Origin of the sequence: Tepidibacter hydrothermalis, from assembly GCF_029542625.1 — a bacterium.
GTDB lineage: Bacteria > Bacillota > Clostridia > Peptostreptococcales > Peptostreptococcaceae > Tepidibacter_A > Tepidibacter_A hydrothermalis.
In genome coordinates this window covers 969,760-985,542 of record NZ_CP120733.1, presented here as the reverse complement: position 1 = coordinate 985,542, position 15,783 = coordinate 969,760, and the positions used below count along the sequence as shown (strand labels likewise).

At 28.0% G+C, this 15,783-nt stretch carries 13 protein-coding genes; 5 read left to right on the top strand and 8 right to left on the bottom strand.

What is annotated here, in order from left to right; all coding sequences use genetic code 11:
- Positions 1 to 171 precede the first annotated feature (171 nt).
- Complete coding sequence (locus P4S50_RS04255; protein WP_277733319.1) at positions 172 to 645, bottom strand: MarR family winged helix-turn-helix transcriptional regulator; 474 nt, start codon at positions 643 to 645, stop codon at positions 172 to 174.
- Positions 646 to 782: 137 nt separating this feature from the next.
- On the opposite strand from P4S50_RS04255, the gene P4S50_RS04250 reads away from it, so the two are divergent.
- Positions 783 to 2,141, top strand: coding sequence for an MATE family efflux transporter (locus P4S50_RS04250; protein ID WP_277733318.1), 1,359 nt, complete (start codon positions 783 to 785; stop codon positions 2,139 to 2,141).
- An 88-nt stretch (positions 2,142 to 2,229) separates the two neighbouring features.
- Here the strand turns inward: P4S50_RS04250 and P4S50_RS04245 are convergent, their stop codons facing one another.
- The 3 genes from P4S50_RS04245 to P4S50_RS04235 form a co-directional block, all read right to left on the bottom strand.
- A complete protein-coding gene (locus tag P4S50_RS04245) occupies positions 2,230 to 3,738 on the bottom strand; it encodes a YfcC family protein (protein WP_277733317.1) in 1,509 nt (502 codons plus the stop codon).
- A gap of 18 nt (positions 3,739 to 3,756) precedes the next feature.
- Positions 3,757 to 5,100 carry a M20 family metallopeptidase gene (locus P4S50_RS04240; RefSeq protein ID WP_277733316.1) on the bottom strand — a complete coding sequence of 448 codons (1,344 nt, stop codon included), beginning with the start codon at positions 5,098 to 5,100 and terminating at the stop codon, positions 3,757 to 3,759.
- 117 nt (positions 5,101 to 5,217) lie between these two features.
- Entirely contained in the window at positions 5,218 to 5,901 is a 684-nt protein-coding gene (locus P4S50_RS04235; protein ID WP_277733315.1) for a Crp/Fnr family transcriptional regulator, read from the bottom strand.
- 261 nt (positions 5,902 to 6,162) lie between these two features.
- On the opposite strand from P4S50_RS04235, the gene P4S50_RS04230 reads away from it, so the two are divergent.
- On the top strand, positions 6,163 to 7,248 hold the full coding sequence (locus P4S50_RS04230; protein ID WP_277733314.1) for a GerAB/ArcD/ProY family transporter: 1,086 nt from the start codon (positions 6,163 to 6,165) through the stop codon (positions 7,246 to 7,248).
- A gap of 147 nt (positions 7,249 to 7,395) precedes the next feature.
- On the opposite strand, the gene P4S50_RS04225 is transcribed toward P4S50_RS04230, so the two are convergent.
- The gene (locus tag P4S50_RS04225; RefSeq protein WP_277733313.1) at positions 7,396 to 7,998 is read right to left on the bottom strand and encodes a TetR/AcrR family transcriptional regulator; all 603 of its coding nucleotides are present in this window, start codon (positions 7,996 to 7,998) and stop codon (positions 7,396 to 7,398) included.
- A 169-nt stretch (positions 7,999 to 8,167) separates the two neighbouring features.
- Here P4S50_RS04225 and P4S50_RS04220 point away from each other — a divergent pair, with 169 nt between their 5' ends.
- The 3 genes from P4S50_RS04220 to P4S50_RS04210 all read left to right on the top strand — a co-directional run bounded on the left by P4S50_RS04220 (position 8,168) and on the right by P4S50_RS04210 (position 10,894).
- On the top strand, positions 8,168 to 9,232 hold the full coding sequence (locus P4S50_RS04220) for an FUSC family protein (RefSeq protein WP_277733312.1): 1,065 nt from the start codon (positions 8,168 to 8,170) through the stop codon (positions 9,230 to 9,232).
- A gap of 88 nt (positions 9,233 to 9,320) precedes the next feature.
- The gene (locus P4S50_RS04215) at positions 9,321 to 10,004 is read left to right on the top strand and encodes a helix-turn-helix domain-containing protein (protein ID WP_277733311.1); all 684 of its coding nucleotides are present in this window, start codon (positions 9,321 to 9,323) and stop codon (positions 10,002 to 10,004) included.
- Complete coding sequence (locus P4S50_RS04210; RefSeq protein WP_319023205.1) at positions 9,965 to 10,894, top strand: IS3 family transposase; 930 nt, start codon at positions 9,965 to 9,967, stop codon at positions 10,892 to 10,894. Before P4S50_RS04215 ends, P4S50_RS04210 begins: the two co-directional genes overlap by 40 nt.
- Positions 10,895 to 11,010: 116 nt before the next feature.
- Here the strand turns inward: P4S50_RS04210 and P4S50_RS04205 are convergent, their stop codons facing one another.
- The 3 genes from P4S50_RS04205 to P4S50_RS04195 are packed head-to-tail and all read right to left on the bottom strand — an operon-like array spanning position 11,011 to position 15,717.
- Complete coding sequence (locus P4S50_RS04205; RefSeq protein WP_277733310.1) at positions 11,011 to 12,375, bottom strand: diguanylate cyclase domain-containing protein; 1,365 nt, start codon at positions 12,373 to 12,375, stop codon at positions 11,011 to 11,013.
- A gap of 50 nt (positions 12,376 to 12,425) precedes the next feature.
- Positions 12,426 to 13,457: a chemotaxis-specific protein-glutamate methyltransferase CheB gene (gene cheB / locus P4S50_RS04200; protein WP_277733309.1), complete on the bottom strand. Its 1,032-nt coding sequence runs from the start codon at positions 13,455 to 13,457 to the stop codon at positions 12,426 to 12,428.
- A gap of 31 nt (positions 13,458 to 13,488) precedes the next feature.
- Positions 13,489 to 15,717, bottom strand: coding sequence for a hybrid sensor histidine kinase/response regulator (locus tag P4S50_RS04195; RefSeq protein ID WP_277733308.1), 2,229 nt, complete (start codon positions 15,715 to 15,717; stop codon positions 13,489 to 13,491).
- Positions 15,718 to 15,783: the final 66 nt, after the last annotated feature.

Below are 15,783 nucleotides of genomic sequence, written 5' to 3'. Positions count from 1 at the left end.
TCTGTTATGATTTATATAAATTCTTAAAATTCTGTACAATGAAATAATACAATATTTGCACAATATTGTCGAATAGAAATTACCTATATTGGAATTTACTTTCATAAAATTTATTTATACAAAAAAATCTGAGAACAAAACTTTGCCCTCAGACTTTTTCAACAGTTGAAACTATCTATTATTTTTTAATTTCATTGTCTCCTCACATACATTTTGCGCCATTCTTATAAGAAATCCTAGTGCTGCATCCTTTTCTTCTTCTGTAAAACCCTTAGTTAAAATTTCTGATGATTCTCTTAAAATTTCTATAAATCCATCTTTAATACTATTTCCTTTTTCTGTTATATATAATCTATGCTTTCTCTTATCTAAATTATCTTTTTCTTTATAAGTATATCCTTTTTCAATTAAAGATTTTATTCCTTTTGCAACATCATACTTGTCTACTTTCAGTGTATTTACTATATCATCCTGACATATTCCTTCATTTAAATATATTTGGATCAAATATTTATATTCACTTTTATTTAAATTATATTTTTCAAGATGCTTCCCTACATAATAATTATTATTTCTGTATATACGGTCTACAAATTTACCAAATGATACTGTTTCAGTTATAAATACTTCATCTTTGAGATTCATTATATTTTTCTCCTTTACTTTTTTGTATAATTATAGATTACACTTATATAATAAAATATGCTATAACTTTTTTAGTTGAATTTTGCAACTTTTTGCTTTATAATAGTTGTTGATCACAACTAAATTGGAGGTTTATTATGACTAGAGACTATATATTAGGTCAAGAAAAAGAATTTAAAGCTTTAATGAAGCTCAGTATTCCAGCTACTATAGCCATGCTTGTGAATGCTATTTACAATATTGTAGACACAATATTTATAGGTAGAGGTGTAGGCTCTCTGGGTATAGCGGGTGTATCAATTTATCTACCTATACAAATGGTAATAATGTCTGTGTCATTATTAATAGGTGTTGGAACAGCCTCAATTGTTTCTAGAAAATTAGGAAGTAAAGATTTAGAAGGTGCAAATAAAGCTAGTGGTAATCTATTCTTCATAATAGGTCTATTTTCATTTTTTGTTTCTGTATTTGGATTTATATTTGCTAATAGCATAGTAAAACTCTTTGGTGCTAGTCACACAGTTCTTCCATACGCAGCCAGTTACGCTAAAACTATGTTTCTAGGTGTACTAGTTTTTCCTATTTGCGTAGCTTCAAATAATATAATTAGAGCAGAAGGAAATGCAAAAGATGCTATGAACAGTATGATAATCGGTATGATTGCAAATGTATTTTTAGATTACTTATTTATATATGTATTTGATATGGGCATAACTGGAGCTGGATTAGCTACTTCTATATCTAAAGGTTTGAACTTTGCGTATATATCTTATTACTTTATAAAAAAATCTTCTATAGATATTAATTTCAAATACTTTAAATTTGATAGTAATATCTCAAAACAAACTATAGCAATAGGTTCATCAGCTTTTATCACTCAAATATCTATGAGTATAGTAACTTTATTACTAAACTATTCTCTGTATAATTATGGTGGAGATCAAGCTATTTCTGTATATGGAATAGTATACAAACTAACTTTATTTATACAAATGCCATTAGCAGGACTTATACAAGGGATGCAACCTCTTATAGGTTACAATCTAGGTTCTAAAAATATCGATAGAATTAAAAATACAGTTAAAATAAACTTAATAGTTTCTACCTGTATATCTACCGTATTAACAGCATTAATATTCTTATTTCCTGAACTTATTATCAACTTATTTAGTACAGATAAAAATTTAATATCCCAAGGTAGTGATGTTTTAAAAATAGTAATTTTTATGTATCCAATACTAGGACTATATATGGTGGCTGTAGGATTTTATCAATCTATAGGTAAAGGAAAAGAATCTTTAATATTATCTTTGCTTAGACAAATAATATTCTTTATTCCACTTTCTATTATATTGCCTTCTGTATCCAATTTAGGAATATTAGGTATTTGGATATCATTCCCTATATCAGATTTACTATCATCTTTATGTTCTTTAGTATTTGCAATAAGACAGTATAAGAAAATATACTTAAGTCCAAAAAATCAATTATGTTAACAAAATGGAACACAAATTCTAAACTATAATAACTTTATTATATACAAAAAGGACTATAATAATTAAAAATTATTATAGTCCTTTAAATTTAAATTAAAGCTTGTACTAATAACATAATTCCTGAGAATGCTGCTATTATACCCATTAAAGGCATGATAAACTTCAACCACTTATCATACGTTACATCTACCATAGAAAGAGTTACCAATATAAGTCCTGTAGGAGTTATAAAAGCCATTAGACCTTGTCCATATTGATAAGCACTAACTATCACATCTCTTGGAAGTCCAACAGTATCTGCAAGAGGTGCCATTATAGGCATAGATAAAACTGCAAGACCTGATGATGATGGAATAAAGAATCCAAGAACAGAGAATATGAATAACATTAATATAGCAAATATTCCTCCATTCATTCCTTGAACTACATGTGTAGCACTATTAAGTATTGAATCAGAAATAAGTCCATTATCTAATATTAAGTTAACTGCTCTTGCTACCCCAATCGTAAGTCCAACACCTACAAGATCAGCAGCTCCTGCAACAAAATTATGAACAGCTTCCTTCTCTCCCATTCCAGAAATAGCACAAATAAGAATACCTACTACTAAGAATAGTGTTGTCATTTCTAGGAACCACCATCCTTGAGATGAAACTCCCCAGATCATAACACCAAAAGCAGCTGTAAATAAAGCTAACATAAGTTTACGTCTACCAGTAAACTCTGGAACTTCTTTATCTTGATTTAAGAATTTCTTTTCTAAATCTTCTTTTTGACTAAATATAAGAGACTTTGATGGATCTTTCTTAATTTTTTCAGCATACTTGATAATATATACAATAGTTATTATAGTAGCTATTACAAGACCCGCCATTCTAAATTTAAGCCCATTTGTAAATGCTATTCCAGCCGCATTAGATGCTATAACTGAAGAGAAAGGATTCACAGTCGAGAACATTGTACCAATAGATGAACCCATGTATAAAGCAGCTATACAAACAATTGCATCATATCCAGCTACCATAAACACCGGAACTAGTATTGGATAAAGTGCTATAGTCTCTTCTGCTAGTCCAAAGCTTGTACCACCTAGAGCAATTAGGAAAGTAACTATAACTATTAGTAAATACTCTCTTCCATTTGTTGCACGTGAAAGACTTGCAAAACCTGCATCAAATGCTCCACTATTATTTAATACTCCTATTATACCTCCAATTATAAATACAAATAGCATAATGTCTTTTGTTTCATACACACCTTGAATAGGAGCTTGAATAACCTCTTTAATACCTTGAGGATTGCTTTCAAGTTGTTCATACGTATTAGGAATTGCTACAGCTTTATAAATACTTCCATCTGTGAATTTAGTAACATCTATTTTTATTCCTAATTCATCAAGAGTTGCCTGCGTACCCTCATATTCTTTAGTAGATCCATTTGGTGCTGTAACAACAAACTTTTGTACAGAATCATCATATACAAGCTTACCATAAGAACCAGCTGGAACTATGTGAGTTAATACTGCTGCTAAAATTAATACAATAAATAATACCGTATACGCAGTTGGGAAACTCATTTTTTTCTTAGCTTTTGTCATTTTTAATATCCTCCTTTATTATTTTAATAATTTAACTAAAGCTGATGAATAAATCTCTATTGCTGTTTTTATTTCATCTAGCTCAATGTACTCATTTGGTTGATGTTCTGTCTCTTTTGAATATGGAAAAGCTGGTCCAAAAGCTACACAATTATCCATAGCTCTTGCATAAGTTGCTCCACCAGATGAAATAGGTTGGCTTTTTGTATCTCCAGTAACTTCTACATAAGAGTCCATCAAAGTTTTTACTAATTCTGAATCAAGAGGAGTATATATAGATCTTAAGTAATCATTTTCCTCAATATCAAAACCATATTTTTGTACTACTTCATTCAATCTTCCTATAACAAAGTCCTTTTCAACAGTTACAGGAATTCTAATATCTATATTTAAAACCTCTTTGTCTTCATCAATGATTATCTTTCCAATATTAAACTTCAAATTACCTGAAGCTTCATCCGTACATTCACGAAATATCTTAGTTGCAAATGCATCTTCCTTAATATTGTCTACTACAAAGTCTATAGCTTTTGATCTAAGACCGATTTTGTTCATAGCTATTAATAATCTAGATATAGAATTGACACCTTTTTCTGAATCTTTAGCGTGTACGCTTTTTCCAATAATTGTTATATTATTATCTTCTCTTTTATATTCAAACCCTAAATCCTTAAGAGCTTCTTCTACCTTCTTTGGATTTTTAGATTCATAAGACATATTTGAAGGAACAGAATTATAAGCATCTCCACCATTTAATCTTATATCTGTTTCATTTTTACCAACTAAATCAACTTGTAGAAGACCTTTTTCTGCATATATTAGCGGAAAATTAGCATCTGGAGTAAATCCATAATCAGGTACTCTCTCTTTTTTGTTGTATTCAGTGATTCCCTTCCAAAGGTTTTCTTCATCTGTACCATATATAAATCTTATCTTCTTATTAATTTCAGCATCAGAATCTAGTAATGCTTTAAAAGCATACATTGCGGCAAGAGTTGGTCCTTTATCATCTTGAGTTCCTCTCCCAAATAATTTTCCATCTACGATTACAGGATCAAAAGGGTTAGTATTCCATTTTTTCAAATCTCCTGCTGGAACAACATCTAGATGTCCTAATACTCCAACCATTTCTTCCCCACTACCATATTCAGCATACCCATAATACCCATTAGGATCATAATATGTTTTAAAACCTAGCTTTTCAGCTATTGACAACATTTCTTTTAAAGCATCATCAATATTTTTTCCAAAGGGATAATTACTGTTATCTTCTTCATATACACTAGGTATTTTGATTAAACTTTGAAGATCAGTAACAAAATCATTAAAATTTGATTCAATTTTCTCTTTTATACTTTTCATACATAGCCCCTTTTTATATTTTTTATGTTCAATAAAAATTTTATATAAAATTTCATAAAATTTCTGTTGTCTAGGTCACAATATGTCAAAAAAAAAACAACCATGACATAGTCATGATTATTCCTCTAATGGTATATTTGTTAAATTTTTAAGACCTTGTATATCTTTTATTATTAATTTCCTATCTTTTACTTCTATAAGATTTCTATCTTTAAAAATTTTAAGTACATTTGTAACCGTAGTTCTGTTAAGCCCTATCCTATTAGCTATTTCTTCATGAGTCAATACTATGCTTATATGGTTTTTAAAATTTATATTTATATCTTCTGTGTAATAAAGTCTTACTAAAAAGTCCGCTAGTTTTCCAATAGAATCATTGAATTTAAAATTGCTAAGCTCTATCATAATCATTCTTTGTTTTCTTATTATACTCTTCAAAAAATAATTATACATATTAGGGAATTCCATTAGCTTAGCTTCTAAAATTTCTCTATTAAGGATTGATACTTTTGCATTTTTTATTGCCTTATATATCACAAAAGTTCTACTATTATCAAAAAAATCAGTTTCTCCAAATATATCTCCAGCCGTCATCCTAAAAAAAATTATTTCATCACCATTTTTTGAATACATTATTTGATTAAACTCACCTTCAAGAATAATATAAATATTATCTTGATTTTTTTGATTTATAACATGACCCTTTCTTAATGTTTCAATTTTTCCATAACCAGATAGATTGTTTATAAAGAAGCTATCCATTTCTTTTTGTATTTCTTGGTCAAAAATTTTTTCATACATAATAATACCTCTCAAAATAATATTAACACCTATATTGTAAATATTACTATATGAATCCTTTTTAGCTTTATGTCCATAGTATATTTATTTTATCAGGTATTCACTAGCATGCTTTTATATTTTAACATGTTAATCGTTTGATTTTCAATGGTACATTTAAGTATTTATTATCCCTCCCTAATGTCAAGTAATAACCAAGTATAAATAAATATACTTTTGCTAAAAATATAATTTAGAATATATAATTTGGAGGCTCTTATAGTGAATAGAGAAATTATTTCTGATAAGCAGGGTATATCTATTGTTGCTATTTTTATAGCAGGAACATCTTCTATACTCTCTCTTGGACTTGAAGCAAAAAAAGATGTATGGTTAGCTATTATATTATCTATAATTATGGGTATTGTTATATCTCTTATATTCATTAGACTCCACCTTATGTTTCCTGATAAAAATTTATTTGATATTTGTGAAATCTGCTTTGGAAAATTTATAGGTAATATATTTATATTATTATTCACTTGGTTTGCTTTTGAAGAAGCAACTCAAGTTTTAATAAATAACAGTCAATTTCTTAGAGATACTGCTCTTATGGAAACCCCTATGCTTATACCTAGAATAGCTCTTTTATTTTTATGTGTTTGGGCTGTTAAGGAAGGTATTGAAGTAATCGGCAGATGGTCAAGTTTTTTTATTGTTCCATTTATAGTATTTGTGTTTCTTGTAGTAGTATTATTAGTTCCTAAAATGGATATAAATAATATTCTTCCTATATTAGATGAAGGAATAAAACCTGTACTCAAAGGAGCTTATTCATCATTTACATTTCCTTTTGGTCAAGTAGTAATGCTTTCAATGATTTTTTCCCGCTTCAAAACAAAAAAATCATATTATAATGTATATGTATTAGGTTTATTAATAGGAGGGATATGTGCTTTCCTTCTTTCTTTATCCACAGTTTTAGTTGTAATTCCAACAGAAGCTCTACAAAAATATTACTCTGCATATAATACTAGTGCAAAAATAGATATAGGTGATTTCATTCAAAGACTTGAAATAATATCATCACTTGTATTTGTAATAGGAGGTTTTGTTAAAATAACTATAGTTTTACTTGCTACATGTCTTGGAATTAGCAAAGTATTCAATTTTAGTAATTATCGATTTATAGTAATCCCAATTTGCCTACTTATTCTTAATTTCTCATACATTCAATTCAACAGTAGAATGGAATTTGTTGATTGGAATGCTTCAGGATGGCTTTATTATTCTTTTATATTTGAGATAATCTTACCTGTAATTGTGCTTATTGCTGCCCAAGTAAAAAAATATAAAAGATGCTCTTAAAAGAGCATCTTTTATGTTTTCATGGCATTTTATGAATATTAAACTCTCTATGTAAGTGCTTAATCGCACAATTGTAACCAATAATACCTATTTCTCAAATAAATATATTAAATATTATTGGTATTAGTTTTATTATATCTATAGTTATTAATCTAACTTCATATATTGATATATTAAATCAGTTAAATTATCTATATATTCATTTTTCAATTCTAAATTATTCATATTGGCTATTTCTATAATATTACTATATATGGTACGCCATATTAACATAGCTCCAACATGTATAGTTGACTCTGTTGTATTATCCCAAATCTGAAATAAAATGTCTTTAATTGCATTTAAATATCCTTTTTTAACATTATTTATAAAATTCTTTATAGACTGATTTTCTTTAATTAAAACATCTAATTCTTCCATAATTCCTTTATATATAATTAGTTCCATTCTATTTTCAATATAACTTCTTATAACCTGCTTTTTATTATCTTCTTTACTCATTCTATCCTTAAAATCTAAAACCACTTCCATGTCCTTTTCAATTAATAACTTTACCACTTGTATATAAATATCATTCTTATCTTTGAAATATTTGTAAAATAAACCTGTTGAAATTCCAGCTTCTAAAGTTATATCTTTTATATGTGTATTATGATATCCTTTATCATTAAATACTTTTTTAGCAGATTCTATAAGTTTTAACTTTTTCTCTATTGCTCTTTTTTGAATAGGCTCTTTTATATCTTTCAAGTATTTTCACTCCTTTATACTAATTTTAATACATTTTTAGTTTTTAGTATAGTTTGTAAAACTTGAATCAACATTCATTTTTTATTGACTTCACATATTTTATTATATATAATACTTTTAAAACTTGAATATATATTCAAGTTTCATTCTATTTCTAGGAGTGTTGCATATGCAGTTTATTAACAATAAATTAAACTTACAATTTGATAAGCTTGATTTTAAGTTTGGATTTAGATATACTTTTATATTCTTACTTTCATTAACTTTTAATGGATATCTATTTGGATTAAATTTTGGATTATTAAGTGCTATAATATCTTTCTTATACTTTACTATACCTAATAGAAATATTAAAATCAGACCTTTATCTAAAATTGCTTATATTTATTTGAATATCATTTCAATTACATTCTTAGGTTATTTAGCAACTACTAATTTATTTCTATCTTTACTATTTAATCTATTAGTTCCATTTGTTGTAGTATGTGTACTTACTAACGAAACTAATATTAATGGATATATGTTTTATTATTTTTTATTTATTTTTATGCAAATTCTTAATATAAACTTAGATATTCTTAATTTCTATTTATTATCTATTTTTATAGCCTTAATTATAGGGTATGTATTTGAAGAAGTTATTTTTTCTAAAAATCATAAAAATATAGATGTAGATATTATTGATTTTAAAGAATATTTTTTTATAAGCTTAAAATCTAATTATACAAAATTAAGAAATGGTTTAAATTTAGATTCGTTTATATCAAGATTTGCATTTAGATTATCTATTGCTACAGTTTTTTCATTTGTTTTTTTTAAATACTTAAATTTACCAAAATGGTATTGGATATCTATATCTTCTTGCTGTACTTTAGTTCCTATATGTAGTGAAAATAATGCTAGAGCCTTTAATAGAATTAAAGGAACCGTTATAGGTGCATTTATATTTTTAATTAGTTCTTTTTTAATAAAAGATACATTTACTTTTATGATACTTGCATCATTTAGTATTTTACTAACATTTGCTTATCTTCCTCATAACCGTCAAACCGAATCATTTGTATTCTCTACCTATGTTACATTATCTTGTTCTATAATTTCATTATCGTCTATAACAGCTACAATATATAGAGTCCTATACGTTTTTATAGGGGCTTTTATAGCTATATTATTTAATAAATTAGTACTTCCTAATAAAAAAATTTATTTAGACAACGATAAATTCTCTTTTTAAAAAAACCGTACTATATTATTTATGATATGCTCCCCTTATAGTAGACAGTTAAAATAATATAACTGTTTATTATGAGGGGAGTTTTATTATGGGAAGAAAATCTCATGTATTATCTGAAATAAAAATAAAAGCTGTACAAGACTATTTAAAGGGTAAAAAGAGCGTTGTAAAAATATGTGATGAACTATCCGTTGGTAAGACTACGGTTAGAGAATGGATTAAGATTTATCAATCAAAGGGAGAATTTGGACTATGCCCTCAGACAAGAAATACTTCCTATTCAAAGGAACTAAAAATTAAAGCTATAGAAGAATATGTAGCAGGAAATGATTCCTTGTTGGCGATTAGCCTAAAATATGGATTACGTTCAAAGAAACAGCTCCAAAACTGGATTATGAAGTATAATAGTCATGAAGAGATTAAATCATCGGGAGTAGGAGGAAATCAAATCATGACTAAAGGAAGAACAACAACATTAAAAGAGCGAATTTCTATTGTTGAATATTGTATAGAAAATGATAAGAACTATAATAAAACAGCAAAAAAATATCAAGTTTCATACCAACAAGTGCCCAATTGGGTAATAAAATTCGAAGAATCAGGAATTGATGGACTTTTAGATCGTAGAGGGAAATGTAAGCCAGAAGATCAACTAACGGAAGTTGAGAAACTTAAAGCAGAGATGAAACTATTAAAAGCTAAAAATAAACGTTTAGAAATAGAAAATGAACTATTAAAAAAGTTGGAAGAAATCGAAGGGGGGCGAACTTAAATAATATTAGAAATGAGAATAAATATCTTGCTATTAAGGCACTATCTTCAGAAAAAGGCTATGCTATAACGACTCTTTGTAAAATCTTAGAGATTAGTAGAGCAGCATATTATAAATGGCTTCGCCGGGAAAAAAGTCAAAGAGAATTGAAAAATGAGCATCTCTTAAAACTTGTTATAGAAGCATATGAAGAAAGAAATGGCATCCTTGGCTATCGCCAGATGACGATTAAAATTCGTCGTGAACATAACATGGTCGTCAATCACAAAAGAATATATCGTATTATGCGTAGCATAGGGTTGAAGTCTGTATGTCGTAGAAAAAGAAAAAACTATATAAAATCGACACCTGAAATTACAGCTGAAAACATACTAAATAGAGATTTTAGCACAAATGAAATTCATGAAAAATGGCTTACCGATGTTACTGAATTCAAATATGGTGAAGGAAAGAAAGCCTATCTGAGTGCAATTTTAGATCTTGGAGATAAAAGTATTGTTTCTTATGTAATTGGGAAATCAAATAACAATGCTCTTGTATTTGAAACCTTTGATATAGCTATTAAAAATCATCCTAATGCAAAACCTATTTTCCATAGTGATCGTGGTTTTCAGTACACCAACAAAGTATTCAAAAAGAAACTTGATCAAGCTGGAATGGCTCAAAGTATGTCTCGTGTAGGACGTTGTATAGATAATGGCCCTATGGAAGGGTTCTGGGGAATATTAAAATCCGAAATGTATCATCTTCAAAAGTTTGCTGATTATGAAAATCTTAAGTGTGCAATAGAAGAGTATATAGATTACTACAACAAAAATCGTTATCAAAAACGCTTAAAATGCATGACACCATTAGAGTATCGTAATTATTTGGCTGAATCAGTTGCATAAATATAGCGCCAATCAATTGAATGATTGACGCTATACGTTTTTAATTATTTCCACTGTCTACTTGACAGGGGGCAGTCCATTTATAGTACGGTTAATTATTTAGAATCTTTCACTTCTTAAGTATTACGTTTTCTTTTTTTATGTTCATACATCAATTTGTCAGCTTTAACCATTAATTCCTTAATATTAATTGGATTCTCAGGATCAAAATATGCATATCCTATACTAATAGATATATTAAATAGATAATTATTGTTATCATTAAATTCCATTTGTCTCTTTAAAAGTTTATCTATTAGTTTTTCTCCATGTTCTTCACATACATCCATACATAAAACTGCAAATTCATCTCCACCGATTCTTGCTAGTACATCATTTTCATTAAAGGTATCTTTTAAAATATTTGCAGCACCAATTAATGCACAATCTCCTTGATTATGAGATAAATTATCGTTAATATACTTCATACCATCAATATCAATAAAAAATAATACCATTCCTTTTTTATTGCGTTTTGCAAATTTAATTTTATGTTCAACTATGCTAAAAAAACCTCTTCTATTATATAATGATGTAAGTTCATCTGTAAGAGATTGAATTTTTAATTTTTCACGAAGACGTACTTTTTCAGTAATATCTCTAATAGATAAAAGATATGCTTCCTTACCTTCCCAATCTGTTTCTGAAATACATACCTCTCCAATAATTTGGTTACCATCTATATTATTTATTGTAATTTCTTTAATTCCATTTTCAATTTCATCAAAATCTAAAATATCAAATATTAATTTCTCATAATTCTCACCGAACAGTTTATTTGCTGCTGGATTAAGATATAATATTTTTTTATCATGATTAATTACTACCAGAGCATCTGTATTACTTTCTAAAATTCCTCTGTAATTTTTTTCAAGCTTTCTAATAGTTTCAAATGCTTTTTTTAATTCATCATTTGCATTCTCAAGTTCTTTACTTTTTTGTACTGCATTTTCAAATGTTGAAAGTAAAAGATCTATTATTTGTATTCTTTCTGAATTAATAAAATGCTTTTCTCCTGCAAAAAACACTTCAATACCCATTTCCCCAATCTTATTTTTTCTTAACTCTACATTAATTAGCATATGCTGAATTCGAGAAAGAAGAAATTTTTCATTGTATGGTTTTGTTATAAAGTTGTCTGCCTTAACCTTCAGTCCTTTTATAACATCTATGGGATCTGAAAGTGATGTAAGTAAAATGACTGGAATATGGTTGAGTTTATCATCTTCTTTGATTTTTTGACATAACTTATACCCATCCATATGAGGCATAAGTATATCTGTTACTACTAAATCAGGCATAAATTTATTAATATATTCTAAAGCTTGAACTCCATCATTCGCAATTATGACTTTGTAATTTTTTTTCTCAAGAATAAACTTTAGTTGTTCAGCTTGAGTTAAACTATCTTCAACAACCAAAATTTGTATTTCTTTATTCATTTATATTATTCCCCTCCCTGTATATTAATAGCTGCTACTATGCTTTAAATCTATATTTTAGTAAATAGTTCTGCAATTTTTTCAGGTGAAAGGATATATTTAGCTGCATCAAGCTTTATAGCTTCTCCTGGCATACCATAAACTACACAAGTTTTCTTATCCTGCGCTACCGTAATTGCGTCTTTATCTTTCAACAACTTTAATTCTTGTGCTCCATCTTTTCCCATACCTGTAAGAAGAATCGCCATTGAATTTTTACCATAATACTTTGCAACAGATCTAAATAAATATGAAACAGACGGTCTTAATCCATTTTCTTTTTCACCTTTGTTTAAAAATATTTGTGCATTATTTCTAATTCCCATATGAAATCCATCTGGTGCAAAATAAATATGTCCAGGCAATGCCTTTTCTCCCTGTGAAGCTATATGAATAGGATACTCTGTAAATTTAGAAAGCCAATCAATAAGTCCATTTAAGAAACCAGGAGATATATGTTGTACTACAAGTATCGGAATTTTGATATCAGATGGAAGTTTTGAGAATAAAGATTGAAGGACAGGAGGACCACCTGTAGATACCCCTATAGCTGCTATTTTCAAGTCATAGAATACATCTTTTGGCTTACTAGCCCTTGATAAATTCAGTTTAGTATTTTTATAATGCGCTTTACGCTTTACGACTTTAACTTCTGACATTAATTTAACCGTATCCGTTATATTTTGTGATATTTTATAAAAATCGTTATGATCAATTCCTTGTGGTTTTTCTATAACTGAAACAGCGCCAGCCTCAATAGCCTTAAAAGTCCTATCTATATCATCTGAATCAAACAATCCACTTATTACTATAATGGGTATAGGATTTGTTTCCATTATCCTTCTCGTTGCCTCAAATCCATCCATTATAGGCATGCTTATATCCATAGTTATTATATCAGGCTTATTTTGGTTTATAAATTTAATTGCTTTTTCTCCATTGTTAACTACTCCAATCACTTCAATTTTCTCATCAGAATTTAATATGTAGGTTATCAACTCTTGAATAGTAGGAGAATCTTCAACTACAAGTACTTTAATCATTTTTTTACACTCCTGTATAGATTTTTTAGCTTTATATTAGCCTTTTTATAGTTTCCAATAAATTATTTTGTCTGAAATCACTTTTTACAATATACGCACTAGCTCCAACATCTATACCTCTCTCCTTGTCTTCTCTTGATTCAAGTGAAGTTACAAGAATAACAGGTGTTTCAGAAATTTCATTATCATTTCTAATATTTGATGTCAACTCAAATCCATCCATTTGAGGCATTTCTACATCTGTTATTACAAGATCAAATTTCTCAGATTTTATTAATTTCCAGCCTCGAAGACCATCAACTGCAGTTTTCACACTATATCCATGGCTTTCTAAAATATTTTTCAAAAGAGTTCTTGATGTAATTGAATCTTCTACTACAAGAATCATTTTGTTTTGCGTAACTTCTTTTTCCCTGTCACCAATAATATTTAAAGATTTATTACCATTCTTAAGTGATGATTTTATTAAATCCTGTACAGCTAATATAGGTACAACATCTCCTGATCCTAAAATAGTTGCTCCTGCAATATTTCTAACTTTTTTTAATTGTTTATTAAACTTTTTCACAAGTACTTCCTGCTCTATTATTATCTCATCCACACTTAAAGCAATCTTATTTTCCATATCATTTACCACTAAAATCGAGATAACATCGCTAGAGGTTTCTTCTATTTTTTTATCCTTTAGTTCTAAAATATCCTTTAGCCTAACAATAGGGATAATATATCCATCTAATAGTATAGTCGCTCTATTTTCCATTATTTTAACTTCATCTTTTTTAACCCTCATAACCTTCTCAACTTTTCCAGTTGGTATTACAAAATCTTGTTTCTCTACCCTTACAATTATTCCTCTATTAGTTGAAATGGTTATAGGTAGCATAATAGTAAATGTAGTTCCCTTTTCTTTTTTACTTTTTACACTTATTGTTCCTTCAAGCTTTTGTACTTTTTCATGTACAATAGCAAGTCCTAATCCTCTCCCTGATATATCTGTAATTATATCACTAGTAGAAAGTCCTGATTTGAAAATAAGCATTTGTGCACTTTCATCATCAATAGTATTAACTTGACCTTGTGTCAAAACACTATTTTTAATTGCTTTTTGTTTTAATTTCTCAATATCTATTCCCGATCCATTATCCGAAATTTCAATTTTAACTGTATCACTACTCACCTGTACAATATTCAAACTTATTGTTCCTTTAGAAGATTTTTCAATACCATGATCAATACAATTTCTGATAATATGCATAAGAGGATCTTTCATTTCTTCTAAAATTCTTCTATCAATTTCTATTTCTGTACCCTTACTTATAAATTCAATTTCCTTTCCCATATATCTAGACAAATCCCTAACCATCTTAGGAAATATTTCTATTATAGATGAAAATGGAAGCAGCATGATGTTTTTTATATCTTCTATAAAAGTGTCTGTCATCGTTTCTATTGTTTTTGCCTCATTTTCAGCAGATTTTAGCAAATTATCTATATTAGTTTCCAGCATTTCAATAAATGTATAATCATTTTCCTTCTTGTATAAATCAAGTAATTCCTTAACTTCTTTAATCTCCTTAGCCCTTTGAATAGAAGAAAGTTTTGCATAAATCATTTCTTCTCCCTGAAGTAATAAAGAATCCAATTTAGATTTAGAAACTCTAACAACTTCATTTGTCCTATCTTCAGGAGCTTTGAGAGTATTGTTATTTTGTATTTTTATATCTTCTTTAATTTGTATATCTTCAGAGTTTTTTATAAGATCAACTGTTTCTCGCTGTACTTCTTTGTAATTTACATTTATGTCCTTTTTTATATCTTCTTCATGCACATCCTTAGATTTTATTGAATCACTTTTTTGTAACCTTCCACATTCTATTTTTTTCAGTTCACCCATAATCAGTGAAATATCTTTAATTTCATCTTCATTTAAAGAAAGAATATCTTCTATAGTATCAATAGATTCATTAAAAACATCAAACATTTGCTCACTTAATTCTAATGTTTCTTTTTTTATTTTAGAGAATATATTTTCAGAAATATGACAAAGATTTTCGATATCTTTCATACTCACTGCTCTTGATGCACCTTTCAAACTATGAAATTCTCTATGTATCGTTTCAATAATTGTTTTTTTATCTTCTTTAGTAGATATTTTTTCTAATTCAATTAATGACAAGGAAATAGTTCTTAAATGCTCATGAGCCTCTATTATGAAGGTAGAACGTAGCTTTTTAAAAAACTCAGCATCATTTATATGCATCCCTATCCTCTCTTTCCTTAAGGCATCTTTAACAAACAACTAATCAGATACTAGTATATTTTGCAT

Excerpts from the sequence above, each read along its gene's own strand:
- P4S50_RS04250 (WP_277733318.1), top strand. The coding sequence starts at position 783 with ATGACTAGAGACTATATATTAGGTCAAGAAAAAGAATTTAAAGCTTTA.
- cheB (WP_277733309.1), bottom strand. The coding sequence starts at position 13,457 with ATGATTAAAGTACTTGTAGTTGAAGATTCTCCTACTATTCAAGAGTTG.
- P4S50_RS04245 (WP_277733317.1), bottom strand. The coding sequence starts at position 3,738 with ATGACAAAAGCTAAGAAAAAAATGAGTTTCCCAACTGCGTATACGGTA.
- P4S50_RS04235 (WP_277733315.1), bottom strand. The coding sequence starts at position 5,901 with ATGTATGAAAAAATTTTTGACCAAGAAATACAAAAAGAAATGGATAGC.
- P4S50_RS04220 (WP_277733312.1), top strand. The coding sequence starts at position 8,168 with ATGCAGTTTATTAACAATAAATTAAACTTACAATTTGATAAGCTTGAT.
- P4S50_RS04205 (WP_277733310.1), bottom strand. The coding sequence starts at position 12,375 with ATGAATAAAGAAATACAAATTTTGGTTGTTGAAGATAGTTTAACTCAA.
- P4S50_RS04240 (WP_277733316.1), bottom strand. The coding sequence starts at position 5,100 with ATGAAAAGTATAAAAGAGAAAATTGAATCAAATTTTAATGATTTTGTT.
- P4S50_RS04255 (WP_277733319.1), bottom strand. The coding sequence starts at position 645 with ATGAATCTCAAAGATGAAGTATTTATAACTGAAACAGTATCATTTGGT.
- P4S50_RS04215 (WP_277733311.1), top strand. The coding sequence starts at position 9,321 with ATGGGAAGAAAATCTCATGTATTATCTGAAATAAAAATAAAAGCTGTA.
- P4S50_RS04195 (WP_277733308.1), bottom strand. The coding sequence starts at position 15,717 with ATGCATATAAATGATGCTGAGTTTTTTAAAAAGCTACGTTCTACCTTC.